The sequence below is a fragment of the Sulfurimonas xiamenensis genome (assembly GCF_009258045.1).
Classification (GTDB): domain Bacteria; phylum Campylobacterota; class Campylobacteria; order Campylobacterales; family Sulfurimonadaceae; genus Sulfurimonas; species Sulfurimonas xiamenensis.
In genome coordinates this window covers 388,981-413,465 of sequence record NZ_CP041166.1, presented here as the reverse complement: position 1 = coordinate 413,465, position 24,485 = coordinate 388,981, and the positions used below count along the sequence as shown (strand labels likewise).

23 protein-coding genes are annotated in these 24,485 nt (G+C 35.2%); 11 read left to right on the top strand and 12 right to left on the bottom strand.

The features are described from left to right. Positions 1 to 8: 8 nt before the first annotated feature. From FJR47_RS02240 to FJR47_RS02220, 5 genes are all read left to right on the top strand, one after another. The gene (locus tag FJR47_RS02240) at positions 9 to 506 is read left to right on the top strand and encodes a MarR family winged helix-turn-helix transcriptional regulator (RefSeq protein ID WP_152298854.1); all 498 of its coding nucleotides are present in this window, start codon (positions 9 to 11) and stop codon (positions 504 to 506) included. 191 nt (positions 507 to 697) lie between these two features. Then, the gene (locus tag FJR47_RS02235) at positions 698 to 1,729 is read left to right on the top strand and encodes a sensor histidine kinase (RefSeq protein ID WP_152298853.1); all 1,032 of its coding nucleotides are present in this window, start codon (positions 698 to 700) and stop codon (positions 1,727 to 1,729) included. Beyond that, a complete protein-coding gene (locus FJR47_RS02230; RefSeq protein WP_152298852.1) occupies positions 1,726 to 2,415 on the top strand; it encodes a response regulator in 690 nt (229 codons plus the stop codon). The genes FJR47_RS02235 and FJR47_RS02230 overlap by 4 nt, the downstream gene beginning before the upstream one ends. 19 nt (positions 2,416 to 2,434) lie before the next feature. Further along, the gene (locus FJR47_RS02225) at positions 2,435 to 3,745 is read left to right on the top strand and encodes an NAD-binding protein (RefSeq protein WP_152298851.1); all 1,311 of its coding nucleotides are present in this window, start codon (positions 2,435 to 2,437) and stop codon (positions 3,743 to 3,745) included. Beyond that, the gene (locus tag FJR47_RS02220; protein ID WP_152298850.1) at positions 3,727 to 5,178 is read left to right on the top strand and encodes a TrkH family potassium uptake protein; all 1,452 of its coding nucleotides are present in this window, start codon (positions 3,727 to 3,729) and stop codon (positions 5,176 to 5,178) included. Before FJR47_RS02225 ends, FJR47_RS02220 begins: the two co-directional genes overlap by 19 nt. On the opposite strand, the gene ruvX is transcribed toward FJR47_RS02220, so the two are convergent. The 9 genes from ruvX to FJR47_RS02175 form a co-directional block, all read right to left on the bottom strand. Next, positions 5,156 to 5,563, bottom strand: coding sequence for a Holliday junction resolvase RuvX (gene ruvX / locus FJR47_RS02215; RefSeq protein WP_152298849.1), 408 nt, complete (start codon positions 5,561 to 5,563; stop codon positions 5,156 to 5,158). The two genes, FJR47_RS02220 and ruvX, sit on opposite strands and share 23 nt — an antisense overlap. After that, positions 5,563 to 6,903: a tRNA uridine-5-carboxymethylaminomethyl(34) synthesis GTPase MnmE gene (mnmE, locus tag FJR47_RS02210; RefSeq protein ID WP_152298848.1), complete on the bottom strand. Its 1,341-nt coding sequence runs from the start codon at positions 6,901 to 6,903 to the stop codon at positions 5,563 to 5,565. The genes ruvX and mnmE overlap by 1 nt, the downstream gene beginning before the upstream one ends. A gap of 3 nt (positions 6,904 to 6,906) precedes the next feature. Further along, the gene (locus tag FJR47_RS02205) at positions 6,907 to 7,788 is read right to left on the bottom strand and encodes a Jag N-terminal domain-containing protein (RefSeq protein WP_152298847.1); all 882 of its coding nucleotides are present in this window, start codon (positions 7,786 to 7,788) and stop codon (positions 6,907 to 6,909) included. Continuing rightward, positions 7,781 to 9,409, bottom strand: coding sequence for a membrane protein insertase YidC (gene yidC / locus FJR47_RS02200; protein WP_188093737.1), 1,629 nt, complete (start codon positions 9,407 to 9,409; stop codon positions 7,781 to 7,783). The genes FJR47_RS02205 and yidC overlap by 8 nt, the downstream gene beginning before the upstream one ends. Beyond that, on the bottom strand, positions 9,403 to 9,738 hold the full coding sequence (yidD, locus tag FJR47_RS02195) for a membrane protein insertion efficiency factor YidD (protein ID WP_152298846.1): 336 nt from the start codon (positions 9,736 to 9,738) through the stop codon (positions 9,403 to 9,405). Before yidD ends, yidC begins: the two co-directional genes overlap by 7 nt. Next, on the bottom strand, positions 9,739 to 10,059 hold the full coding sequence (gene rnpA, locus FJR47_RS02190; RefSeq protein ID WP_152298845.1) for a ribonuclease P protein component: 321 nt from the start codon (positions 10,057 to 10,059) through the stop codon (positions 9,739 to 9,741). It lies immediately after the preceding gene. Positions 10,060 to 10,070: 11 nt separating this feature from the next. Next, a complete protein-coding gene (gene rpmH, locus FJR47_RS02185; protein WP_137015337.1) occupies positions 10,071 to 10,205 on the bottom strand; it encodes a 50S ribosomal protein L34 in 135 nt (44 codons plus the stop codon). Positions 10,206 to 10,323: 118 nt separating this feature from the next. After that, positions 10,324 to 12,900, bottom strand: a complete 2,577-nt coding sequence (locus FJR47_RS02180; RefSeq protein WP_152298844.1) for an ATP-dependent Clp protease ATP-binding subunit — start codon at positions 12,898 to 12,900, stop codon at positions 10,324 to 10,326. 333 nt (positions 12,901 to 13,233) lie between these two features. Continuing rightward, positions 13,234 to 14,064: a peptidylprolyl isomerase gene (locus FJR47_RS02175; protein WP_152298843.1), complete on the bottom strand. Its 831-nt coding sequence runs from the start codon at positions 14,062 to 14,064 to the stop codon at positions 13,234 to 13,236. Positions 14,065 to 14,160: 96 nt separating this feature from the next. Here FJR47_RS02175 and nth point away from each other — a divergent pair, with 96 nt between their 5' ends. Further along, complete coding sequence (nth, locus tag FJR47_RS02170) at positions 14,161 to 14,802, top strand: endonuclease III (protein ID WP_152298842.1); 642 nt, start codon at positions 14,161 to 14,163, stop codon at positions 14,800 to 14,802. Positions 14,803 to 14,824: 22 nt separating this feature from the next. Here the strand turns inward: nth and cmoA are convergent, their stop codons facing one another. Together cmoA and fbaA are read right to left on the bottom strand one after the other, a co-directional pair. Then, positions 14,825 to 15,532, bottom strand: coding sequence for a carboxy-S-adenosyl-L-methionine synthase CmoA (gene cmoA / locus FJR47_RS02165; protein WP_152298841.1), 708 nt, complete (start codon positions 15,530 to 15,532; stop codon positions 14,825 to 14,827). A gap of 10 nt (positions 15,533 to 15,542) precedes the next feature. After that, positions 15,543 to 16,616 (bottom strand): class II fructose-bisphosphate aldolase, encoded by a 1,074-nt coding sequence (gene fbaA / locus FJR47_RS02160; RefSeq protein WP_152298840.1) that lies wholly within the window; start codon positions 16,614 to 16,616, stop codon positions 15,543 to 15,545. 112 nt (positions 16,617 to 16,728) lie between these two features. Here fbaA and FJR47_RS02155 point away from each other — a divergent pair, with 112 nt between their 5' ends. The 5 genes from FJR47_RS02155 (at position 16,729) to FJR47_RS02135 (ending at position 21,010) form a co-directional block, all read left to right on the top strand. Then, positions 16,729 to 17,403 carry a hypothetical protein gene (locus FJR47_RS02155; RefSeq protein ID WP_152298839.1) on the top strand — a complete coding sequence of 225 codons (675 nt, stop codon included), beginning with the start codon at positions 16,729 to 16,731 and terminating at the stop codon, positions 17,401 to 17,403. A 254-nt stretch (positions 17,404 to 17,657) separates the two neighbouring features. Further along, positions 17,658 to 17,942, top strand: a complete 285-nt coding sequence (locus FJR47_RS02150) for an HU family DNA-binding protein (protein ID WP_152298838.1) — start codon at positions 17,658 to 17,660, stop codon at positions 17,940 to 17,942. Positions 17,943 to 18,114: 172 nt separating this feature from the next. Continuing rightward, complete coding sequence (locus FJR47_RS02145; RefSeq protein WP_152298837.1) at positions 18,115 to 18,660, top strand: peptidylprolyl isomerase; 546 nt, start codon at positions 18,115 to 18,117, stop codon at positions 18,658 to 18,660. An 81-nt stretch (positions 18,661 to 18,741) separates the two neighbouring features. Further along, positions 18,742 to 20,391 carry an inorganic phosphate transporter gene (locus tag FJR47_RS02140; RefSeq protein WP_152298836.1) on the top strand — a complete coding sequence of 550 codons (1,650 nt, stop codon included), beginning with the start codon at positions 18,742 to 18,744 and terminating at the stop codon, positions 20,389 to 20,391. Between the two features lie 121 nt (positions 20,392 to 20,512). Beyond that, positions 20,513 to 21,010 carry a protein disulfide oxidoreductase gene (locus FJR47_RS02135; protein ID WP_152298835.1) on the top strand — a complete coding sequence of 166 codons (498 nt, stop codon included), beginning with the start codon at positions 20,513 to 20,515 and terminating at the stop codon, positions 21,008 to 21,010. 58 nt (positions 21,011 to 21,068) lie between these two features. Here the strand turns inward: FJR47_RS02135 and FJR47_RS02130 are convergent, their stop codons facing one another. Then, positions 21,069 to 24,485: a molybdopterin-dependent oxidoreductase gene (locus FJR47_RS02130; protein WP_152298834.1), complete on the bottom strand. Its 3,417-nt coding sequence runs from the start codon at positions 24,483 to 24,485 to the stop codon at positions 21,069 to 21,071.

The following is a 24,485-nucleotide window of genomic DNA, read 5'->3' as shown; positions in this document are numbered from 1 at the left end:
ATAACACTATGAAAAAAAATAGAGTAAATGCCAATTTAATCACAAACTTCTATGAAAAAGTCGATTCTAAAGAACTTTCTGAAGTTTTTACAATGACCTTTCCAATCGCACTGATTCAAAAGACTATAGTTTCGCATGCAGAAGTTTTTTTAAAAGAGAAGTTTGACCTGCTAAACTCTGAAGTGGATGTTTTAGCTTCACTATACACACACAACAAAGTTTTATCCCCCACACAGCTTTATGATTTGACCATCTTCTCATCCGGCGGCATGACAAAAGTTTTAAAAAGGCTTCAAGAGAGAGGTCTTGTATATAGAGAAGAGGACAAAAAGGACAAAAGATGCATGCTTGTCTGTCTAAGCGAGAGCGGTGAAGAGCTTGTGAAAAAAGCTCTGAGTGAGATCTCAAAAGAGTGCAACAAATATTTTGAAATTTTTGACCCAAAAGAGAGAGAACTTTTCGGCACTCTTTTAAAAAAGATTCTTGTAAATATAAACAAGATTTGATACTGCCTACGGCTGCGTCTTTATAATATTTTGATATTTTTAAAATATTATTGATAAGTTATTGATAATATCTAGACTATAATTTAGATAAATCAAAACAAAGATAGTAACATGTCAGTAGCAGATATCGCAATGATAGTCATATTGGTAATTCTTACCGTTATAGTTCTTATAAAACTTCCAAATGCGTAATGAAAAATTCTAATTTTAAATATTTAAATTACGGCTACATCTTTAAAGCACTCGGAATCCTTTTTGTAATAACCCTCATTAGCCATGTTTTTCGCGAACATCTGGATATTATAAACATTGGGCTTATCCATATCATCCCTGTTGTTATAGTCGCAATTCACGGTAATATGAAAGCGACCGTTTTTATCACTCTCTTAAGCGTCATCTTTTTTAATTTTCTCTACATTCCTCCTTTATACAGTTTTAGTGTTCATAACGAACTCTATATTTGGAGTTTTATTATTTTTGGAATCGTTGGCTGGATTATTACGGTTCAAGCCAAAAATTTACATACGCAGACAAAACAAAATGAGCTGAGAGAGAGTTTACTGCATATTATCTCACATGACCTAAGAACACCTCTCTCGACTATACATGGCACGACAAATCTTATCTTATCAAATCAAAATTTAGATAAAAACAGCATAAATAACTTGCTTGAAGATATCAACTACGCATCTTTAAGAATGAAAAGATTGATTACAAATCTGCTCGACAGTGCTAGACTCTCAAGCGGAGAGATAAATCTAAAGCTTGACTGGTGCGATTTTGAAGATATTATCGGTGTTGCTTTGGAAGATTTTTCACAAAAACAAAATGATGAACTGCTGGATATAAAAATAGATGAAATTGCTTTGTACTGGGGCGATAACATGTTGCTGACGCAACTTATCGTAAACCTTTTAGACAACGCCTTTAAATACTCCATAAACAATACAAAAGTTGTTTTAAAAATAAAAAACTCTAACGATGTTATAAAAATAGAGATATTTAACCAAAGCAGCCATATTGACAAAGCAAAACTCAAAAACATTTTTGACAAGTTTTATCGTCTTGAAGATACAAACGACATTTCGGGAAGCGGCATAGGACTCTCTATTTGCAAAAGCATCGTAAATCTTCACGGAGGAAGCATCAAAGCAAGCAGTGTAAATGACGGCATACTTATAGAGGTATCTTTACCCGTAATAAAAAAGGCAAAATTAGTATGAAAAATTATCTTATCCAAATAGTAGAAGACGACCCGTCTGTGAAAAAATTGCTAGAGATTACTTTTAAAGAGTACGAATTTAATCATGTCTCATGTGAAAATAAAAAAAATGCGATGATGATGTTTTTAAGCTACAGTCCCAATCTGCTTATAGTCGACCTCGGCTTGCCTGATGGTGATGGAAAAGAGTTTATAAAACAGGTAAGAGAGATATCAAAACTCCCCATTGTGGTTCTTAGTGCCAGACATGACGAAAAAGAGATAGTAGCAGCCCTTGATGCGGGAGCAGACGACTACATAACAAAGCCGTTTTCTGTAAATGAACTTTTGGCGAGAATCAGAGCAAATCTCAGAAGAAATATAAGCCATGAAGACCTCTGCAGCAAAATTATCTGCGGCGAACTTGAGATGGATATCGCTTCAAGAGATATATTTTACAAAAGTGAGCAGCTAAAACTCACACCAATCGAATACGAACTTTTAAAATATTTTTTACTAAACCCAAATAAAACACTTACACACAAACAGATTTTAAAAGAGGTTTGGGGCATAGGATATCAAAACGAGATGCAGTACCTTAGAACTTATGTCAACACACTAAGAAAAAAGATAGAACAAAACAGCACAAGACCAAACTATATAAAGACGGAATCTGGCATAGGTTACAGATTTTGCTGCAATAACTAAAAAATAGAGGGGAAAACAGATGGATATTATAATTGCAGGAGCCGGGAGAGTCGGTTTTAGGCTTGCAAAATCGCTAAGTGAGAACAACAATGTCATTATTATGGACAAAAATGAACAAGCATTAGAGAAACTTCAAGAGAGCATAGATGTCTTGACGATACCCGGAGATGTACAAGACCCAAAAAGTTATAAATCTTTAGAAAACAGAAGTATCGACATTTTCATTGCAGTTACCGACAATGACGAAATAAATCTTATATCATCCATAATAGCTTCGGAAAAAATAGATGTAAAAAGAAAGATTATAAGACTAAAAAAAGAGTTTTTTGCAAGAAGCTCCATTGCAGCTAAAATCGGGATAACAGATGCCGTCTTTCCATACAATTTAACTGCTAAGAGTTTGGTTTCGCTTCTTGATTATCCTATGGCAAACAATGTTAAAAGTTTCGCTCAAACCTCAAACAAGCTTATCTCTGTAAAAATAGAGAGCGATATTCAAGAGCTCTCCGTTTTTAAAATAGATAACGACAAAGCAAAGGTTGTCGGGATTGACAGCGGCAAAAGGTTTTATATACCAAACGGAGACGAAAGACTAAAAAAAGGAGATATGATATATCTTTTCGGTGAAGACAACGCCATTGAAGAGATTTCTAAAAGTTTAAACAAAACAATGCCTAAAAAAATCAAAAATGTTGCCATTTTCGGAGCAGATATTTTAGGTATAGAGATAGCAAAAGCCCTGATTGAACAAAAAGCAGTAATAAAAATCATAGAAAAAGATATACAAAAATGCAAAACGGCGTCTGAAATATTGCAAAACAGAGTTACGATTATCAACAGCAAATATGGTGATTTTCGGCTTTACGACGACGAAGGTTTAAAAAATGCAGACATGATTATAGCCTCAACAACAAACGATGAAGAAAATATTATTAAGTGTATTGAAGCAAAAGAGCAGGGAGTACAAAAAGTAATCGCGATAAATAACGACATCGAACACTACAATCTCATGCATTCACTCGGCATTATAGTAGTAAGAGGTCCTAAAATCAACGCTTTTTACTCTATCATGGAGACCATCGGCTCAAGTTCAGTTATCAATGAAAAACTTTTCTGCGGCGGCTCAGGCATCTGCTTTATTAAAGAGTTGAAAGATGACAAAAGAGTAATCAATCCGCTAAATATAAACGGAGCAATCGCCTATATAGTATCAAACAACCAATTGGATATCTTTCATAAAAAACATACCATTGAAAATCCTGCAATAGTAGCAGTTTTTTGTCTTGCACAAAAAAGAGAAGAGGTAAGAAAGTGGATAAACAAACTCTAAAAAACATAGCAAAACTTCTTGGAAGCGTTGGGATTTATCTCTCTCTTTTCTTTTTATTTCCTATTGCAACAGGATGGTATTACGGTGAAGATATATTCCTGTTTTTACTCTTTGATATTTTGTTTTTTTTACTAAACGGTACTATATTTTTATACCTTAAAAACCATGATATCACCCTCTCTTTAAGAGACGGCATACTTAGCGTTAATCTTATTTGGATTTTAGTAGGTTTTGCAGGAGCCGTTCCCCTATGGCTCTATAGCAATATAACATTTATGCAGGCTATTTTTGAATCCATTAGCGGTTTTACTACTACCGGAGCCACAATATACTCGGATATCGAGAGTCTGCCTAATATGATTTTAATCCTTAGAAGTCTCATGCACTGGATTGGCGGTATGGGGATTTTAGTTTTGGGTGTGGGTCTTTTGTCTTTGATTAACCCCAGCGGTTCACTAGCCCTTTTTAAAGCCGAAGCCAGCGGTATAAAGCTTGACAAATCAACGCCGAAGATAAAAGATACCGCCATGATGCTTTGGGGAATCTATATAGTCTTAACTTTTTTCGATGCAATACTTTTAAAACTAGGCGGCATGAGTACTTTTGATGCTATAAATCATGCATTTAGCACCATATCTACAGGAGGTTTTTCTACAAAAAATAGCTCTTTTGGCGCATTTGAGAGTCCGTTTATCTTATGGACCACTACATTTTTTATGGTTATTTCCGGTATTACTTTTTTGGCTCACTTAAAAGCTTTTAGAGGAGAACTAAGCGGCTATAAAAATGAAGAGACAAAGTGGTATATCATCATATTTATTTTGCTCTCTTTGTTCATGGGTCTCTTTAGATATCAAAGTAGTGATGATACATTTTTTACGGCTATAACTCATGCAAGCTTTAATATTGCCGCACTTATGACGACGACGGGTTTTGCTTCACTTGACTATGAAGCATGGGGGCAGATGGCGGTCTCCATTGCATTTTTAGCGATGCTTGCAAGCGGAAACGGAGGCTCTACCGCAGGCGGTGTGAAGATAATAAGATATGTAGTATCGATAAAAGTTCTCTTTGCAGAACTTAAAAAGATACTTCATCCCAATGCAATTATAAAAGTGTTTATAAATAACTCCCCGATTTCAAACTCTCTTATATCAATGACTTTTGGGTTTATTTTACTTTTTGTTATCACAAATGCGATAATCACCTTTTATCTCTATGCAAGCGGTTACGATATGATGACTTCTCTATCTACCGCACTTGCATGTGTGGGAAATATCGGACCGGGATTTTCTCAAGTCGGACCGGCTCAAAACTATGGATTTTACGACAACTTGGATTTGGTTGTTTTATCTCTGGGAATGATTATAGGAAGATTGGAAGTCTTTACATTTTTACTTATATTTTTACCTAGCTTTTGGAAGAAGTTTTAATTTTAGCTAAAAACCTCTGCAAGATTATCATAGCAGAGATAGAGTCGATGCGCCCGTCGCGTATCTGCTTTATCTTGCCTTTCATCATCGCTTCCGCCTCTTTTGAAGAGTTGCTCTCATCCTGGTAAAATATCTCACCTTTGAAATCGACAAGATTCATAAAGTGTGCGATACGGCGCTTCATCTCATCCTCGCTGCTTCCGCTCATCGGTATACCGACTACAACGGCGTTCACTTCCCATTCGTCAAGAACTTTTTTGACATCTCTTGCTGCTTGATCTCTGTTTTTCCGCTCTACTGCCTTTAGAGGAGTTACCAGATCTTTATGAGCCGAATATGCCAGACCTACTCTTTTTAAGCCCAAATCTATAGCGATATACTTCACTATTTTCCCAAACAAAAAGAGCCAAACATTTTGTCAAGCATCTCATCGTTCTCAAAAGGTCTCGTTATTGACGCCATCTCTTTTACGGCTTCATTTAGATGGAACGAGAATATCTCAAGCTCTTGGTCTCCAAGCGGCTCAAATGCTTCGTCAATGTTTTTGAGCGTATTTTCTACGGCTGATATCTGTCTTTGCGATATAAGCATCATCTCATCGGAAGAGTTTGCTCTGTTCATAATATCTTCAAGAGACTGAATCAACTCATCAACACTCTCTTTTGTGTTAAGCTCCATGTCAAACTCTATATCCAAAGATTTAAACTTCGGCTCTAAATCTATCTTGTTTTTGACATACAAAACATCTTTGGCTTTGGCATGTGACTCTAATAACGAGATTATCTTTTTATCCTCTTCGTCAGCTTCCCTTGATGCGTCAAAAAGAGCGATCACTATATCACTCTCGTTTATCGCTTCAAGTGAACGCTCTATGCCTATGCGCTCTATCTCATCTCCTGCCTCGCGAATACCAGCCGTATCTACTATGCGGATAAGGTGTGTGCCTATCTTAACCTGCTCTTCTATGGTGTCTCTTGTCGTTCCCGCTATATCGCTTACAATCGCGCGGTTGTAACTAAGCAGCGCATTTAGGAGTGAGCTTTTGCCGACATTTGGCTTTCCGATGATTGCTACTTTAAACCCCTGCATCAGCCCCTCTCTTGCCCTGCTTGCAAGAAGAGTTGAGGAGAGTGATTTTTTGAGTTCTCTTAGTTTTGCCTCAATTTGTACTACCAAATCCTCAGGCAAATCCTCCTCTGCATAGTCAATACTTACTTCAGAGTAGGCGAGTATATGGATGATCTCATCGCGGATATTCTCTATATACTCTTTAAGCGAACCCTTCATCTGCTGTGCTAGTATCTTTGCTGCATCTTCGCTTTTTGCCTCTATGAGCTGTGCGATCGCTTCTGCTTCACTGAGATCTATCCTGCCGTTAAAGAAAGCTCTTTTGGAAAACTCACCCGCAGTTGCAAGTCTGGCACCGTGAGCTAGTGTGGCTTTTAGTATGCTTTGCGCAACTATAAAGCCGCCATGACACTGAATTTCCACTACATCTTCAGCCGTAAATGAAAAAGGCGCTTTAAAATAGATGAGTATAGATTCATCTATAAGCTCGCCCTTAAAGTCATAAACACTGCTTAGAGTTGCATATCTTGGGGAAAAATCCTGTTTGCGGGTAAGTTTTTTTGCAATGTCCAAAGCTTTATCCCCGCTTATGCGGATGATTGCTATGGAGCCTATGCCGTTTGCTGTTGCAATGGCACTTATGGTATCTTCACTCATCTTTTAGTTGTGGTAATCGTTTATAATAATAAATTTAAGCCCATCGCGTGTAGAGCGAACTGCAACATATTTATTAGGGTACTTATCTCTAAGCTCTTTGAGTGCAATCTGGATCAAAACACCGTCAAGTATTTTCGTCTGCGCCCTGCCGTCTCTGTCTATATTTTCATAAACATTAATCAAATATCTCATTATTGATTCTTCTTGATTTTTCAAAAATTCGGCTATTTCTAAACGAAGCTGCAGTTGATATTTTGTATTAATCCAGTTGAAAATCATATATGAGAGTGCTTTGTATCTATACCCCTCTTTTCCTATGAGAAGTGCTGCATCTTCACCTTTAAACTCTATAAGAAGAGTATTTTCATCATATACACTTACATCAATTTTATCAATTTTAAAACAAATAAGAGTAAAAAGTTCATTGATCTCTTTTTCAACTTTTTTAGCTATTTCATTAATATTAACATTTATTTGAGCTTTTTCTTCCTCATCCTCTTCATAATCAGCAGTAAAGTTGATATCTGCCATATCATAATAATCATCATCTTCCTGCATGCTAACAAAGGATTCTGGCATTATGGTATCATTAATTATATTTTGCGAAGGTTTTTTAACCTCTTGCTGCTTTTTTTTAGCTTCTACTTTAATTTCTTCTTCTGCTTTAATATTTTGTTTTTCTTTTTGCAAATTAACAGCATCTGATTTTTCATTATTTTGTGTTTTTTTAGCAGCGACTATTATTGCATTTTTTTTAAACAGCCCCATAAAACCACTACTTGGTACTTGAACAACCTCTATTATCAATTCGCTGGCAGAACACTTTAGAGCAGCTGCTGCATCTTTATATGCCTGCTCTAAAGTAACTGATTCTATTTTAATCATTTTTTTTCTCCGCATGCTTATGTGCAGCTATCTCCGCTTCTTTTGCATTTTTAAATTGCTGATTTACAATAAATTGCTGTGCAATAGAAAATAGATTATTAACAAACCAGTAAAGAACTAAACCTGATGGAAAAGTTACAAAGAAAAATGTAAATATTATCGGTAAAAATTTAAAAATCTTTTCTTGCATAGGATCTGTAAAATTATTTGGTGTTAATTTTTGCTGATAATACATTGAAGCTCCCATAAGGATAGGAAGGATAAATGTAGAATCCATTCTTGACAAATCATCAACCCACAACATCCACGAAGCACCTTGAAGCTCAACAGCATTAAGTAAAACACGATATATTGCAAAAAACACCGGTATCTGAAGCAACATCGGGAGGCATCCGCCAAGAGGATTTGCTCCGTGCTTTTTATAAAGATCCATAACTGCAGCATTCATTCTCTGCGGATCTCCCTTATATTTAGCCTGAAGCTCTTTTACTTTAGGTGAAATATCTTTCATTTTTTGCATAGAAACCATACCTTTGTATGTCAAAGGATAGAGAACTACTCTGATAATAAGCGTAAGCGCTACAATAGACCAACCCCAGTTACCAAAGATACCATGCAACCAAGAGAGCAGTTGAAATAACGGTTTTGAAGCAAAAGTAAACCAGCCATACTCAATTGCGTTAGTTAAAACAGGATTAATTGCATAAAGTGTTTTATACTCTTTCTGCCCTATATAACCGCTAAATGACATATTTTTCAATGCTTCAAAATATACTACAGGATTATCTTCTTTATCCCTTTCAACAATTATATTTGTATCTTTTGCGAACCCATACATTATTGTAGCAGAGTACTGATCAAACGCAGAGATAAGTTCAACACCGCTGAAAGTTTTACGACCTGCCGCATCACCATCTTCTATAATAGTTACTATTTCATCATCTGTATAAATCATAGCACCCAAAACAGTCATCATCTTTTCAGTTATGCGGGGTCTCTGTCCCAAATACACAAAATATCTTTTGTCATCTGATAATGAAATTTTTGCATCATAATGTCCATCTGAATAAAATATAATCTCTTTAGTAATTGTTAAATTTGACAATTTTTGTGTTAATGTAACTTTTTGAGAGTTATCTTCCACAGAAATCTCTGCTACATTTGCCGAATATGGAACTCTAGTAGCTTCTTCATTTAAATTTGAATCTAAAAATCTGATAAAAAGAGGTTTCGGCCCTGTAGGAGGAATCAATTGTGCATGTTTATCATCTTCGTCATTATATTTATCTTGAAGCAACTCTTTTGAAGATATGCGTCCCAAAGTATCTAGCTTAAGTGTAAATTTATTACTTTTTACGGTTACAATTGTACTTAAGTCGTTTTGAGCTATTTTTTCATTTGTTGAAATTTCATGGCTTACTGCATCTTCTACTTTTGAAATGTTAATTTGACTGGAAGTTTGCCCGTTTTGTGCATTTTTTGTATTTTGAATATTTGCTTGATTAGCATCTACACCCTCAAGCTGCTCTGGTGGAAAAATTGCCGTATACGCTACGAAAAATAAAACTGATAACACTACTGCTATCATAAGTCTCTGATTTGGTGTCATTTTTTCTAACACGGTCTGCCTTTAAAAGAAAAATTTTTTATTATAAAAAAGCGGTTTTTTTTAGTTGGAACCAACCAATATTTTATAGAATCAACCCCTAGTTTTGCAGGTTTTAATGAGAGTTTATCAAGTACTGGATACTCTATCCCACCCTCAAACAATTGATTACAACGAAGTATTCTAGTAAAAGTGTGGTAAAAAGCACTTGAAATGGAGTTATTTTCGAAGTTAATTTTTGCATATTCACTGCAAGATGGGTAATATCTGCAGCTGCCATATCCAATGAGTGTAAAAAATTTCTGATAAAACCACAATAATTTTAATAAAAATTTTCTAATCATTTAATTTTTCTCAATAGCATTAGAACGATTTAAAACTTTTTCAAAGTCATTTTTTAGCTCTTGATAAGTTGCTTCGTTGATTGATTGTTTGGCTACAAATACATATGTACCATTTTTTAGTGAATGGGAGAATTCACAAAACAGAGCTCTAAGTCTCCTTTTAGCTCTATTTCTTTTTACAGCGTTACCAATTTTTTTAGTAGCTGTAAATCCCACTTTATGAATCTCATTTGCGGGAAGAAAAAAAAGCACTACACTGCTAGAATGAGCATCTTTTCCTTTTCTATATATATACTGAAACTCTTTGTGGAGTTTTAGCATATAAAAATTTGCTAAACTGACAATTTTTTACGACCTTTTGCACGACGGCGATTAATTACATTACGTCCATTTTTCGTTGCCATTCTTGATCTAAAACCGTGAGTTCTTTTTCTCGGTGTATTATGAGGCTGGTATGTTCTTTTCATGACATATCCTTCTTTAAAATTAAGTTTGAAATGATATAAAAAAGTTACTTAAAGTGCGGTTAAGATTTGTATCTTACCATAACAAACTATCTTTAAGTAACAATTAAATTTATAATATTTATGATACTTGTACTTTTATCTCACCATTTTCAATATCAAACTCTACATGCGAACCTTCAGTAACTTTGCCCTCTAGTATAAGTTCTGCAAGTCTGTCTTCTACTATTTCATAAAGAGCTCTCTTAAGCGGTCTAGCTCCATATACAGGATCAAATCCGGCTTCAGCTATATAATCTTTGGCACTATTACTTAGTGTTAAAGTTATATCTCTTGATGCAACTTTATCAGTAATCTCTTTTAAGAAAATATCTACAATGCTTACTATCTGCTCACGGCCAAGTGCGTTAAAAATAACAATATCATCTAATCGATTTAAGAATTCTGGCTTAAAAGCTTGTTTTAAATCTTCCATAACAAGACTTCTTAACTCCTCACTGTCTGGATTGTTCATAATCTTTTCACTTGCAATATTAGAAGTTAAGATAATTATAGTATTTGTAAAATCAACCGTTACGCCTTTGTTATCTGTTAATCTTCCATCATCCAACACTTGAAGTAAAATATTAAATACATCCGGATGCGCTTTTTCTATCTCATCAAATAAAATAACGCTGTATGGTTTTCTTCTTACTGCTTCAGTAAGCTGTCCTCCCTCTTCATAACCAACATATCCAGGAGCAGCTCCGACTAGACGAGAGACTGAATGTTTTTCCATATATTCACTCATGTCAATTCGTACCATAGCATCAGGAGAATCAAACAAAAATTTTGCCAAAGTTTTAGCCGTCTGTGTTTTTCCAACACCGGTAGGCCCTAGAAAGAGGAAGCTTCCTATTGGAGAATTGGCGCTAGAGAGCCCTGCTTTATTTCTTTTAATTGCACGAGCAACGGCATGTGTAGCTTGATTTTGACCAACAACTTCTTTATTTAACTCATCTTCAACGCTTAATATCTTATCTTTATCAGCTTGAAGCATTTTTTTAACAGGAATGCCTGTCCATCTAGAAATAATAGAAGCTATTGATTCCTCATCAACGCTGTTTTTAAGAAGCGTTCCCTCTTTTTGCATTCTCTCCCACTCTTGGCTTACTTTTTTTTCTTCAGCTTGGAGCTGTGGAATTTGACCATACTCTATCTCTGCGGCTTTGTTGAATTCTGATGCATTTTTAGCAATAGCAGCCTCTCTTCTTTTTGCCTCAATCTCGTTTTTTATACTTGAAATTTTTCCAAAAACTTCTTTTTCATAAGCAAACTGTGCCTCTAAACTTCTCACACTCTCTTCGACATCAGCAAGCTCTTTTTTTATCTCCTCTAAACGCTTTGTATTTGCGGGAGTATCTTCCATTTTAAGAGCTTCTTGCTCAACATGCAGCTCAGAGCTCTTAATCTTTGCATTGCTTAGAGCATGCGGTTCTGATTCTATCTGCATCTTTAGCTCTGCCGCTGCCTCATCTATAAGGTCGATTGCTTTATCAGGAAGAAATCTATCTGCTATATATCTGTCAGAGAGTTTTGCCGCTGCAACTAATGCACTGTCCGTGATAGTTACATTGTGGTGCGTTTCTAGACGCTCTTTGATGCCTCTTAAAATCTGTAAAGATTGATTGACACTGGGCTCATCAAGATTAATTGGCAAGAAGCGTCTTTGCAGTGCCATATCTTTTTCAAAATATTTTCTATACTCTTTTAGCGTAGTCGCTCCTATGGTGTGAAGCTCTCCGCGTGCAAGTGCTGGTTTGAGGATATTTGCCGCATCCATGCTTCCTTCACTTGCTCCCGCTCCTACAATTGTATGAATCTCATCTATGAAAAGTATAATATTACCGCTCTTTTTTACCTCATCAATTACGGCTTTGAGTCTGTCTTCAAACTCACCTCTATATTTTGCACCGGCTATTAATGCGCTCATATCAAGAGCAATGACTCTTTTATTCTGAAGCGATGTCGGAACTTTGCCATCACTAATTCTTTGAGCCAGTCCCTCTACTAAAGCAGTTTTACCAACACCCGGCTCACCAAGTAACATAGGATTATTTTTTGTTTTGCGGATAAGAATTTGCATCATACGAGTAATCTCTTCATCGCGTCCGATTACTGGAGAGAGTTTCCCTTCTTTTGCTTCTGCAGTCAAATCTATTCCATATTTTTTAAGAGACTCCAGTGTCTCGTCTGAGCTTTGCGACTCAATCTTTGCTCCTCCGCGAGAAGCTTCTATATTTTTAGCCAACTCAGATATATCAATATATTTCTTAAGCAAACTCAAAAATGGTTCATTTTTTAGATTTGCCAAAAGATAGGTATCAACTGCTAAAAAAGAGTCTCCATTTTTTGTCATCAATCCTACACCGTTTTCTAATGTTTGTACAAAATTTCTAGAGAGTCTTACGCTCTCTTTTGATACGGTTGAAGACTTAGGAAGTTTTTCACTTAAACTTTTTACATCAAGCTCAATTGCAACCTTGTCAATGTTCATTTTATTAAGCATCTGATTTAGCACAGAATTAGAATTTGTCAGCTGTGCCCATAAAAAGTGTATAGGTTCAACCTCTTGATTTTTATTGTGCAGTGCCAGTGATACGGCTGATTCAATTGACTCTGTCATATTATTTGTTAATTTTTCAAAAATATTATTCATCTATTTTTTTCCTTTTTTTATATAAATTACAACTATTTTACTTTCAAATCGCTACAGTTAAATTATATGAAAGTTAAACTTGTAAAAAGATTATATCAAGTTGAGTGCATTCCTGTCAAGTTGTTTTAGTTAATAATACTTAAGTAACTTTTATATGTTATATATCTAAATATGTAAAAAATATTAAGTGGTATTATTTTAAGGAAATTGCAGTAGATTTCTGGATGTCTTTGATAATTTTATTTCTATAGTATTGTTTTTATATTTGAAGAATTGAGGCTATATCAGAGAGAGCTTTTTTACTCCCTTTGATAATTAAAAAAAGGTAAAAAACTATTTTATTTCAGCTTTTTTTTCTAACTCTTTCATTTTAGCCATAATTGCACTTTTTGCTTTTTCTGTTTTTAATCTTTGTTCGATAAACGGTTTTACCTCAGGAAAACTTTTTGTTGTTTTCGCTTTTTTATCTTCAATATAGATTACATGATATCCAAATTGAGTTTTTACTGGTTCTGTAGTTATCTCTTTTGCCTTCATTGAGAAAGCTTTGTCATTAAACTCCGGAACCATTTGACCTTCAGTAAAATAACCTAAATCACCACCTTGTGGAGCACTTGTACATGTTGATTTTTCTTTTGCAACTTCCATGAATTTGTTTTTAAGCGTTTCGCCTTTTAAAGATTTAAGCTCTGAAATGATTTTTTTTGCATCAGCCTCTTTTTCCACAAGTATATGGCGTGCTCTAACACTTTCATTTTCAGCAAACTCCTCTTTATTTGCATCATAATAATCTTTTTTCTCTTTTTCAGAAATTTTTATTTTATTAAACTCTTGCTCTTGCCAAAGTTGAATAGCTATCTCTTTTTTTATTCTGTTTGTTACCTCTTCATATCTCTTTTTAAAGTCATCTGTATTTAAAAGACCTGCTTTTTTCGCATCATTATAAATCAGCTCTTTAGCAACCAACTGCTCTAATACCTGTTTTCTAAAATCTTCCTGTTTTTCTGCAGGGACCTGATTAAATCTACCTTGTGTTGCCGCCATAAGTTCTTTATCAACATCTTCTTGAGTAATGGCCGTACCATTTACGGTTACCAAAGTTTGTGCCATTGTTATTGTCGATAAAATAGCCAAAGAAGCTACTATTTTTGTTACTGTTCTCATCTGTTTCCTTTAAGAATTACCTTTAACTTATTGGTAATTCTAATAATTTTATACTAATGATTATTAAACAACTTTCATTTTGTATATAATTACATTATGAAAAAAGCCACAAAACAAGAAATTAAAGAAATTCATAAACTTTTTATAGAAAATTACAGCAATGCTGTTACTGAATTAAACTACAAAAATGTATATGAATTAGTTATAGCTGTTGTTCTTTCAGCTCAATGTACGGATAAAAGAGTCAATCTTATTACACCTGCCTTGTTTGAAAAATATCCGAATCCCGAAACTTTGGCCAAAGCAGATATAAATGAAGTAAAATCGCTTATTCAAAGCTGCTCTTTTTTTAATAATAAAGCAAAAAATATAATAGAGATGGCAAAAAAAGTTGTAGAGGTTTACGGCGGAGAGATTCCTCTTCATGAAAAAGAGCTTATTAAACTTCCTGGTGTTGGACAAAAAACTGCAAATGTTGTTATGATTGAGTACACCGGTGCAAATTTAATGGCGGTCGATACACATGTATTTAGGGTAGCACACAGACTTGGTCTCAGCGATGACACAACAGCAGCAAAAACTGAGGCAACGCTTGTTAAGAAATTTAAAACAGATCTCAATGCCCTGCATCAAGGAATGGTTCTCTTTGGCCGCTATATCTGTAAAGCTAAAAATCCAAAGTGTGATGAGTGTTTTTTAACTCAATATTGTAAAACAAAAGAGAGTTTTAAAGTTTAAACATGCTTAAAATAAAGTAATTTTACTTTATAGCTATAAATGTTGCAAAATTTGCCCAGCGAAAAACTACCTCACAGTGTGAGAAACCGCAGTTTTTTGCCATTTTTATATTCTCATCTTCGCTATAAGGCACCAAAACATTCTCCAATGCTTCTCTTTTTTGCATAATCTCATACTCTGAATAACCCTGCTCTTTTTTAAAAGCATAGTAGCACTCAATCAAATCTTTGTTTAGTTTTGAATGATGACTTATAACTTTTTCGCTAAAGATAAATACCCCGCCTTTTTTAAGTGAAGAAGATATTTTTTTCACAAGCTCTTCACGAATCAAAGGACGAATAAACTGTAAAGTATAATTACTTATAAAAAGATCCGCCTCTTTATAATCATACTCTAAAATATCTGCATTTTCAAGCTCTATATCTGCCTTAAACGCTTCGCACTTTTTTCTTGCCTGCTCCAACATCGCCTCGGAGTTGTCAAGCCCTACGAGAGTGGCACCTGTTTTTAATTTTCTGCTTATGTTTATAAGAAGTGTTGCGGTTGAGCATCCCAAATCATATGCAACGCCGCCCTCTTGAAGCTGCTTTAATGCAAAAAACTCCGTAATTTTCTGCGACTCTTTGTAAAAAGGGACGCTTCTTTGCAACATATCATCAAATACAGCGGCAACCTCTTCATCAAATTCGAACTGCTTTTTTATAGGCTTTGCAAATACTTTATCATTCATTATTGTTTAATTAATTTCTGCCTATTGCATTAAGATCTGAAAATGCAAGTTCAACTCTCTTAATAAGCGTTTGCTGCCCTGCTCTTAGCCATTTTCTAGGATCATAGTAGCTTTTATTCGGCTTATCTTCTCCCTCAGGATTTCCAATTTGAGATTGAAGATACTCTCTGTTTTTTTCATAATACTCTTTTACACCTATCCATGTTGCCCACTGCGTATCTGTATCAACATTCATTTTGATTACGCCATAGCTGATAGCTTCACGGATCTCTTCAAGAGTAGAACCTGAACCGCCGTGAAAAACAAAATTAACAGGTTTATCTGCAGTATTGAATTTTTCTTGGATATATTTTTGTGAATTATCTAAAATTTTTGGAGTAAGAACAACATTGCCTGGTTTATAAACACCGTGAACATTACCAAAAGATGCTGCAATAGTAAAATTTGGAGAAACTTCACCTAACTCTTTATATGCATAAGCGACATCTTCTGGCTGTGTATAAAGCAGCGAGTTATCTATATTTGTATTATCAACTCCGTCCTCTTCACCACCTGTAACACCCAGTTCTATCTCTATATTTGTGCCAATTTTGCTCATTCTTTGTAAATATTTTTTACAAGTTGCAACATTCTCCTCGAGTGGTTCCTCAGAGAGATCCAACATATGAGAAGAGTAAAGAGGTCTTCCCTGCGTTTTATAATACTCTTCACCTGCATCAAGAAGAGCATCTATCCATGGAAGAAGTTTTTTTGCTGCATGGTCTGTATGCAGAATAACCGGTACTCCATAACTCTCAGCCATTAAATGAACATGTATAGCGCCAGAAACTGCACCTATTGTCGCTGCCTTTTCATTTTCATTGCTTAAACCTTTTCCTGCATAATAGGAAGCTCCGCCGTTACTAAATTGGATAATTACAGGAGACTTTACTTTCGCTGCAGCTTCCAATACGCCATTTATAGAGTCAGTACTAACTACATTTATCGCAGGAATAGCAAAGCCACTCTTTTTTGCATACTGATAAACTTTTTGCACATCATCACCAAACAATACACCCGGCTTCACAATATCTAAAATACCCATAATTAAACTCTTTTTGATGAAATTTATTCGTAATTATACCAAATGTATCTGACTAATAACTTTTATAAAAACTTTATTGTGCTAAAATATTCAAAAACAATCGGGAATTCACATGAGGCTAACTGCGAATGAATATTGTAACTATTTCAAGATTTCCAAAGAGGTACTTAACTCTAAAATCAAAGCAAATAAATTAGACTATATTATAGAAGACGACCAAATTTATATTTTAGTTACTAAAAATTTTCTAGACGAAAAAAATGATAATAATTATGAAAAAGAGAAGGTTGTGCTTAAACAAATCAATCAGATTATTAGACCAAAAACAACTGTGGCAACAGTATTGGCCCTCTATCAAAAAGAGAATAATTTCTTAAAAAGCAAAGTAGCGCAGTTAGAAGCCAAAATAGATAAACTTATAGATGATAAAGAGCAGATGCTTCGCGCAGAAAGAGATAAAATAGAACAAATTTACAGTTTAAAAGATGCACAGCTTAAAAATATTTTAGAGCTTGTAGAGAGAAAAATGACACTTGAGAGAGAACAAACAACTATACATGAAATAGAAAGTTTTAATCATCAAGATGAAACAAAATCCTCATTAAATTTAAAAACTGTAGAGTTAAAAGAGTACTTAAAATCATTAAATTTAAAATCCTTTCAAAAAAAAATTATTAAAAAACGCTTTTTAAACGCTTATAACAATGATATAAGAGTAATACACAAAGATGGGAAGCTCTATTTAGATTTTTCCAAATACGACTATAGTGATCTGCTTGCTTATTAGTAAATAAAATTGTTTTTATTCATATAAAAGCAAGTAATACCCTAAGTATAAAAAATAAAATAAACAATGCTTTTTCAAAATATTTTTTGTAAAAAAAGAAGAAAACATTATGTTTTTTACTATTTTTTGGTCAAAAGAAGAAATTTTTAAGCAAATAAACTATAAAGTGTCTGTAGCTGAATTACTTAACTTAAAAATTTTATTTTAGAGTTTTAGTAGTTTCGGAAAATCTTTATAAATTCAAGGGTAGATTTATGAATAAAGCTCAATTCGTTGAACTAGTACAAGCAAGTGGCAATTATAAAACTAAAGTTGAAGCTGAAGCAGCTATTAAAGCTTTTACGGAAGCAGTTACATCAGCTTTAGTAAAAAAAGAGAGTGTCTCTTTAGTTGGATTTGGAAGCTTTGAAGCAGCACTTCAAAAAGGTAAAAGTGGTAAAGTTCCTGGTACTGACAAAACTTATACTACTCAAGACAAGATGGTTCCTAAATTTAAAGCTGGCAAAGGTCTTAAAGACCGCGTTGCTGCTGGTAAATAAAACCTTATATTGCCGCAATTTTTTGCGGCAATCCCTTCAATAAAATAAATCTTTCCTCTATAAATTTTTCTTAATCTGTTTTCTTTATTTAAATAAAAAGCCAAAGTATTTTTAAATTTAAACAAAAATTGGTACAATATAATTATTACATATAAAACCAAGAGGAGACAAAATGAAAAAAATTTTACTTACTTTGTTAATAATATTTTCTATAAATCTTAATGCTCAAAGTGAAGAGTCGTATGTTGTGCTGGAAACAACACAAGGGGTTATTGAACTTAAACTATTTCCAGAAGTAGCGCCTTTGGCAGTAGAAAATTTTATAACACATGTAAAAAACGGTTATTATGACGGAGTGATTTTTCACCGTATTATAAAAGATTTTATGATTCAAGGCGGAGATCCGACTGGAACAGGAAGAGGAGGTGAAAGCATCTGGAAAAGATCTTTTAAAGATGAGTTCAAAGATAAGCTTTTTTCGCGAGCAGGAGTTCTTGCAATGGCAAATGCGGGACCAAATACAAATGGAAGTCAATTTTTTATAACAACAGCTCCAACACCATGGTTAAATGGAAGACATACTATTTTTGGTCAAGCTACTCCACAATCTATGAGTATAATAAAAAAATTGGAAAATGTTCCTACGCTTGGAAGATCAGGCGCAGACAGACCAATAGAAGAACAAAAGATTATAAAAGCATATATCAAAAAACAGTAGTTATTTTCTAAAATTAAACTTTATAATTATTTTATAATTGATATTACAATATAATTTCGCCAACAATTAAAAAGGCATTTAATGGAATTTCACACCGTAAACAAAATTCAAAAACAGGCACTTAAAAGGAGTGCTTCGGATTTTACAAGATTGGGCTTTGCTCTATTTTTTATGATAGGTGTTTTAACATACAGCTTTTTAAGTAACGGCGGGGTTTCTAATAATCTCTTTCTTGCAGTAGCAGCGCTTATCGGTGCATATATGGCTATGAATATTGGAGCAAACGATGTTGCAAACAATGTTGGTCCGGCAGTCGGCTCCAAAGCACTTACGCTTACAACTGCTATTATTATTGCCGCTACATTCGAAGCCGCCGGTGCTCTTATTGCCGGTGGAGAAGTTGTAAAAACTATAAAAAACGGTATTATTGATATTTCTGCATTTCAAGGTGATACAAACCAGTTTATTTGGGCTATGATGGCTGCTCTTCTTGCCGCTGCATTATGGTTAAATTTTGCAACTATGATGAGAGCTCCTGTATCTACAACCCACTCTATTGTCGGCGCTGTTATGGGAGCAGGAATTGCAGCGGCAGGATTTAATATAGTTGATTGGGGAACAATGGGAAGCATAGCTGCTTCTTGGGTAATTTCACCAGTTTTAGGCGGTATAATTGCTGCTCTTTTTCTTTTTGCAATTAAAAAATCTATTGTATTTAAGGAGGACAAAGTTCAAGCCGCCAAAACCTATGTACCTATCTTTGTTGCAATTATGTCCCTAGCTTTTGTTACATATTTAATTCTAAAAGGTATTAAACGCATTTGGCCAAATATTTTAGAATTTCTTAATACTCTTCCGATGATATCTTTAGAGGTAACTAAAAAACCAACATTTGCAGTTGCATTGACAGCTGGATTTATAGTAGCCATTTTTGTTTACATACTTGTAAAAAAAAGAATAAATTCAAGCACTACCGTTCTTGAAAACACTAAAGATTCCGTAAACACTCTTTTTACAATTCCCCTTATTTTTTCTGCAGCCCTCTTAAGCTTTGCCCATGGCGCAAATGATGTTGCAAATGCTATTGGACCATTGGCTGCAATCAATGATGCCGTTGTAAATGGAGGAGTCACATCAGATGCTTCTATACCGTTATGGGTAATGGGAGTTGGGGCATTAGGAATCTCTCTTGGTCTTGCACTTTACGGCCCTAAACTTATCAAAACAGTCGGCAGCGAAATAACCGATTTGGATCAAATAAGAGCGTTCTCTATAGCAATGGCAGCATCTCTTACTGTTATCCTTGCTTCACAACTTGGTTTACCCGTCAGTTCAACGCATATTGCGATAGGCGGTGTGTTTGGTGTTGGTTTTTTAAGAGAGTGGCTTCACATAAAAGATGAAAAGAATCGAACCATAGAAGAGGATATCCTTACCATAGAAGACGAGCGGTTAAATAAAGATGCGTACGAATATGAGTTAAAAGAGCTACTAGACAAAAGTGAAAAGTTACAAAATGACTATGTTAGAATTGCAGAACTTTACAAACTAATCGAAAATGAAAAAAAGATAATAAAATCAACTAAAAAAAGTATCAAAAAAGCCAAAAAAATTCAATATGTCAGAAGAGATGCAGTAAAGAAAATAGTAGCGGCATGGCTTATAACAGTACCGGCTGCGGCTATACTTGCAGGATTGCTGTTTTTTACAATAAAAGGAATTATGATTTAAACAACAAAGATCAAATATTTGATCTTTGTTGTTGTTTTTAGCGTAGATTTATCTCTCTTGGAAGTAGTTGTACCTGCGCTTTAAAATTTTCATCTTTTTTATACTATCGAAATAGGTTAATATGAAAGATAAAATAGTTAAATATGTAAAAGAGATAATTGTTTTTATTGTTGCTATAGCAATATCTGCAAACATTATCAGTTTTTATAGAAGCAATGATTTAAATAAAGAAGCACTGAGTATATCAACTGTCTCATTACTAAATAATACTCTTTATAAAGTACCGAAAAACAAACCAATCTTAATCCATTTTTGGGCTACATGGTGCCCAACATGTAAAGTTGAAGCTCAAAATATAGAGAGAATTTCAAAGAGTTTTAATGTTTTAACGATTGCTATTAAATCCGGTAGCGATGAAGAGATACGCGAATATCTAAGAAGCCGTGATTTAACCTTTAAAGTTGTAAACGACAGTGACGGACAAATAACTCAAAGATATGGCGTTTCCGTCTTTCCTACTACTATTATTTATGACAAAGAGGGCAGTGAAGTTTTTAGTGAGGTAGGTTATACTACAACTATTGGATTGTGGCTTAGGATGTGGATAGCAGGATTATAAAAGTTTATACTTTTGCTGCAATTTAGAAGCATAAAGCCTCTTAAGAGGCTTTATGGTATTACTTACTTATCTTTACCGCATATGCTTTGTGAGATAGAGGCACCCAAGGACGCTTGATGTGCTCTGGACGGCGAAGTGTAGAATTTTCATCTAAACCACGAGTAAGTTCATCTCTCCATCCTTCATAAACCTTAAAGTTATTGTCATAATTTACATAAATATCACCAATTTTATCACCGGCTTGAGCAGGCTCTAAAATAACTTTTTGGTGCCAGCAGTGCATACCTGAAATCGGGTCTGGATGCGGAGCAGCTACTGCATTTTGCCATGAACCACTAAGCCCGTCCCACCAGATATTTCCGCTATCTCTGTTATAATCTGCAAATCTCTCTGAAACGAACGGTTTAATTCCCTCTACATATTTTAATTTACCAACTTTACCGTCCATCTGAAGTTCAGCCGTAGGAACACCAAAACTATTTATTCCGCCATGACCGTTATAATCTTCAATCTTAATCTGTCCGCCCTCTTTACCTGCATTAAGAGGTGAGTGAGCCATAAATTTAGGATCATTCATATTTCTGGCAACCGGCTGAGAATCAACTTTGCCATCCGTTACACCGTTAGGGATGCTTACAGAGTTTACAAGTTTCCAGCGGCCACCGTGATGTGAACATGCTAGTGTTCCAGGCAAAACTCCCTCTGTAGGAACTGCCATAGCTACAAAGTAGCCAGATTCCAGTCCTGTTAAACTATCTACAATTCTAACACGAATTGCATCTCCACGCTTAAAGCCTTGTCGTTTAGCATCTTTTGTTGAAATCCAAATAGGATCATGATTCTGCGAAATTTCCATCAAGTGCTTAGAGTTTGCAGAACGAGTATGAATATTATACGGCAGTCTAAATACAGTATTTAATGCATATGAGTTCTTCTCACTCATAAAAGAGTGATTTACATGCGATACAATATGAACCATCTCTTTTTTCTCTTTTTCATCTCTTGGATAAAACGGAATAGCGTATTCAGGCCATTTCCAATCATCAGCAAGCCACTCACAAAAGAAGTCAAGTTTCTTATCAAGCGTTGCAAAACCTTCCATCTTTTTACCGTCAATCTCAATACCAATAGATTTTTTCTTACCGTGAGACTCTGCACTCATAACACCAGTTCTTTTGTCTATTGTTACATCTGCTTTATTATATTTATGCCCATGAGAGATATAGTTTTCCCCGTCATCTTTAATCTCACGCTCTTGCGCAGAGTAGATATTGTTCTCTTCCATCCATGCGCCATGATCTCTCATGTACTCATATACAGGATATTCAGAATTTTTATATCTCTTATCTGATGTTGCAGTCACTTTAAGATTTGGCAAATTGTCACCAAATGCCGCATCGTACCATTCAGCGATTGTAACCGGTCTGCCAGGATTCTTTTTTGATTCCCACATTGATTTAATCGTTTTTGTTTTTGCAGCATCCAAGAAAATATCACCTTTTGGGTCTATGTAATTGACACACATATCAAACCAAAATTCATTCTCTTCCCAAACTTCGCCAAGACCCGCTTTTATATGTGCTTCTAATGTTGCACGATTTGGGTTTTTAGGTTTCCATCCAGCTTTTTCAAGCGCAACACGCATAACCGGCTGACGGAAAGATGTCCAGCGAGCAGGCATTGTAGCTTCTGAGTGCTGATCGTGTCTCTCACCCGCTAAACCAACAGGTAAGATATAATCCACATACCAGTTAGTCTCAGACCATACAGGAGAGAGATTAAAGGTAAGCTCCATTTTCGACTCATCTTTTATCGTGTCTATCCATCTAAATCCATCCGGATTAATCCAGACAGGATTATACATACGAGGAATCCAAACTGCTAGCTTTTGAGGAACATTAAGACCTCTGTCTATCCACTTTTTCTGCCATTTTTTATCTGCAAGAAGATGCGGCAATAAATATGATAATTCATATGTTGAAATCGGCCACTCTGGCGGCCATGAAAGCTCATTATAAACATCAATTTTTGGAACATCAGTTCCACGCTTGCCTTGTCCTACAGTTGCACTTCCACCTTTTCCTGCTACAGATATAACATGCCAGTGATGAAAGAATGTACCACCCTCCGGTCCGATAGCTCCACGAAGAGCGAGAGAAAGATAACCTGTACGACCGCTCATCCACCCACCGCGGTTTCCTGCTGCCGCCGCTCTCCAAAAGTATGTAGATATAGATGTACCTGCCCAGATAAACATATCATACAACTGTTCTAATTTGTATGCTGGCACATGTGTCTCTTTTACAGCATAATCTAATGTAAAAGGAGAGTACAACTCTTTTAAAACTTCTAAAAATGTATCAAAATCATCACCTGATGGAACTTTAGCGATATAACCTTTACTCACCATAAATTCTAAATATTTTTTATTATCTAAAAATACTTCCCAGTTTAACCATTTTTTAACAAAATTTTTATCTACTTTGTTCTCACTTAACATTCTTTGTGCTAAGTAAAGATAGATGACAGGCTCCGTGCCGGGCCATGCTGCTATCCAAAGATCTGACATACCTGCAGAGTTAGACAAACGAGGATCCATAACTACTAATTTTGCACCCTTTGCTCTTGCATCAGCTATAAATGAAGCTGATTGCTGAAAGTAGTGACCTGCATCTGCGGCATGCGAAGAGTTAAGAAAAATAAGCTTAGCATTTGCCCAGTCCGGAGATATTCTGTCATCATTTGCCCATTGAATAGTAGGCGTTCTTCCTCCAGATGAACAGATGTTCGTATGCGAATTAAAACAATCCTGCCCTATTGTCTGCCATACCTTGCCTGTAAATCCGTTTTCATTAGGACGACCGACATGAAACATGCATGATTTTTTTGACAATTCATCATCGCCTTTTATTGCATCATGCATTTTATTGCCGATAGTTGTCATCGCCTCATCCCAAGTTGTGCGAATCCACTTACCTTCACCGCGAGCAGAGCCAGGAGCACGCTTTAGGGGGAATGCTATACGATCCGGATCATACATTTGTGACTGAGTAGCATAGCCTTTAGCACAATTTCTACCGCGAGAAGCAGGGTGAAGAGGATTACCCATATATTTTTTTACGGTAAATGTTTTTTTGTCAATCCATGCAGTTAACCCACAAGACGCCTCACAGTTTGAACATGCAGTAGCAACAATAGCATAATCATTAACTTCAATACCATCAGGATTTGACTCACTTCTAACTCCATGACGATCTATACCGCCTCTTTTCCAGTCATCTCCGTCTAACTCTTTAAAATCATTCCATTCGCTCATAGGAGGATAGAACGATAAAGAGTCCGGAGTGTTTGTAAACTTACTCTCACTAACTGAGTCGGCAATAGCATCAGCCGTAAACACACCCTTTGCAATTGAAGCGCCTGCTACTGTAAATGCGGCGCCTTTTAAAAATGTTCTTCTACTTTCTAAATACAT

Excerpts from the sequence above, each read along its gene's own strand:
- FJR47_RS02240 (WP_152298854.1), top strand. The coding sequence starts at position 9 with ATGAAAAAAAATAGAGTAAATGCCAATTTAATCACAAACTTCTATGAA.
- yidD (WP_152298846.1), bottom strand. The coding sequence starts at position 9,738 with ATGATTAGAAAATTTTTATTAAAATTATTGTGGTTTTATCAGAAATTT.
- FJR47_RS02230 (WP_152298852.1), top strand. The coding sequence starts at position 1,726 with ATGAAAAATTATCTTATCCAAATAGTAGAAGACGACCCGTCTGTGAAA.
- fbaA (WP_152298840.1), bottom strand. The coding sequence starts at position 16,616 with ATGGGTATTTTAGATATTGTGAAGCCGGGTGTATTGTTTGGTGATGAT.
- FJR47_RS02150 (WP_152298838.1), top strand. The coding sequence starts at position 17,658 with ATGAATAAAGCTCAATTCGTTGAACTAGTACAAGCAAGTGGCAATTAT.
- FJR47_RS02145 (WP_152298837.1), top strand. The coding sequence starts at position 18,115 with ATGAAAAAAATTTTACTTACTTTGTTAATAATATTTTCTATAAATCTT.
- FJR47_RS02135 (WP_152298835.1), top strand. The coding sequence starts at position 20,513 with ATGAAAGATAAAATAGTTAAATATGTAAAAGAGATAATTGTTTTTATT.
- FJR47_RS02155 (WP_152298839.1), top strand. The coding sequence starts at position 16,729 with ATGAGGCTAACTGCGAATGAATATTGTAACTATTTCAAGATTTCCAAA.
- FJR47_RS02140 (WP_152298836.1), top strand. The coding sequence starts at position 18,742 with ATGGAATTTCACACCGTAAACAAAATTCAAAAACAGGCACTTAAAAGG.
- FJR47_RS02205 (WP_152298847.1), bottom strand. The coding sequence starts at position 7,788 with ATGATTAAAATAGAATCAGTTACTTTAGAGCAGGCATATAAAGATGCA.
- FJR47_RS02180 (WP_152298844.1), bottom strand. The coding sequence starts at position 12,900 with ATGAATAATATTTTTGAAAAATTAACAAATAATATGACAGAGTCAATT.
- mnmE (WP_152298848.1), bottom strand. The coding sequence starts at position 6,903 with ATGAGTGAAGATACCATAAGTGCCATTGCAACAGCAAACGGCATAGGC.
- FJR47_RS02235 (WP_152298853.1), top strand. The coding sequence starts at position 698 with ATGAAAAATTCTAATTTTAAATATTTAAATTACGGCTACATCTTTAAA.
- FJR47_RS02130 (WP_152298834.1), bottom strand. The coding sequence starts at position 24,485 with ATGTATTTAGAAAGTAGAAGAACATTTTTAAAAGGCGCCGCATTTACA.
- FJR47_RS02225 (WP_152298851.1), top strand. The coding sequence starts at position 2,435 with ATGGATATTATAATTGCAGGAGCCGGGAGAGTCGGTTTTAGGCTTGCA.
- FJR47_RS02175 (WP_152298843.1), bottom strand. The coding sequence starts at position 14,064 with ATGAGAACAGTAACAAAAATAGTAGCTTCTTTGGCTATTTTATCGACA.
- rnpA (WP_152298845.1), bottom strand. The coding sequence starts at position 10,059 with ATGCTAAAACTCCACAAAGAGTTTCAGTATATATATAGAAAAGGAAAA.
- cmoA (WP_152298841.1), bottom strand. The coding sequence starts at position 15,532 with ATGAATGATAAAGTATTTGCAAAGCCTATAAAAAAGCAGTTCGAATTT.
- rpmH (WP_137015337.1), bottom strand. The coding sequence starts at position 10,205 with ATGAAAAGAACATACCAGCCTCATAATACACCGAGAAAAAGAACTCAC.
- nth (WP_152298842.1), top strand. The coding sequence starts at position 14,161 with ATGAAAAAAGCCACAAAACAAGAAATTAAAGAAATTCATAAACTTTTT.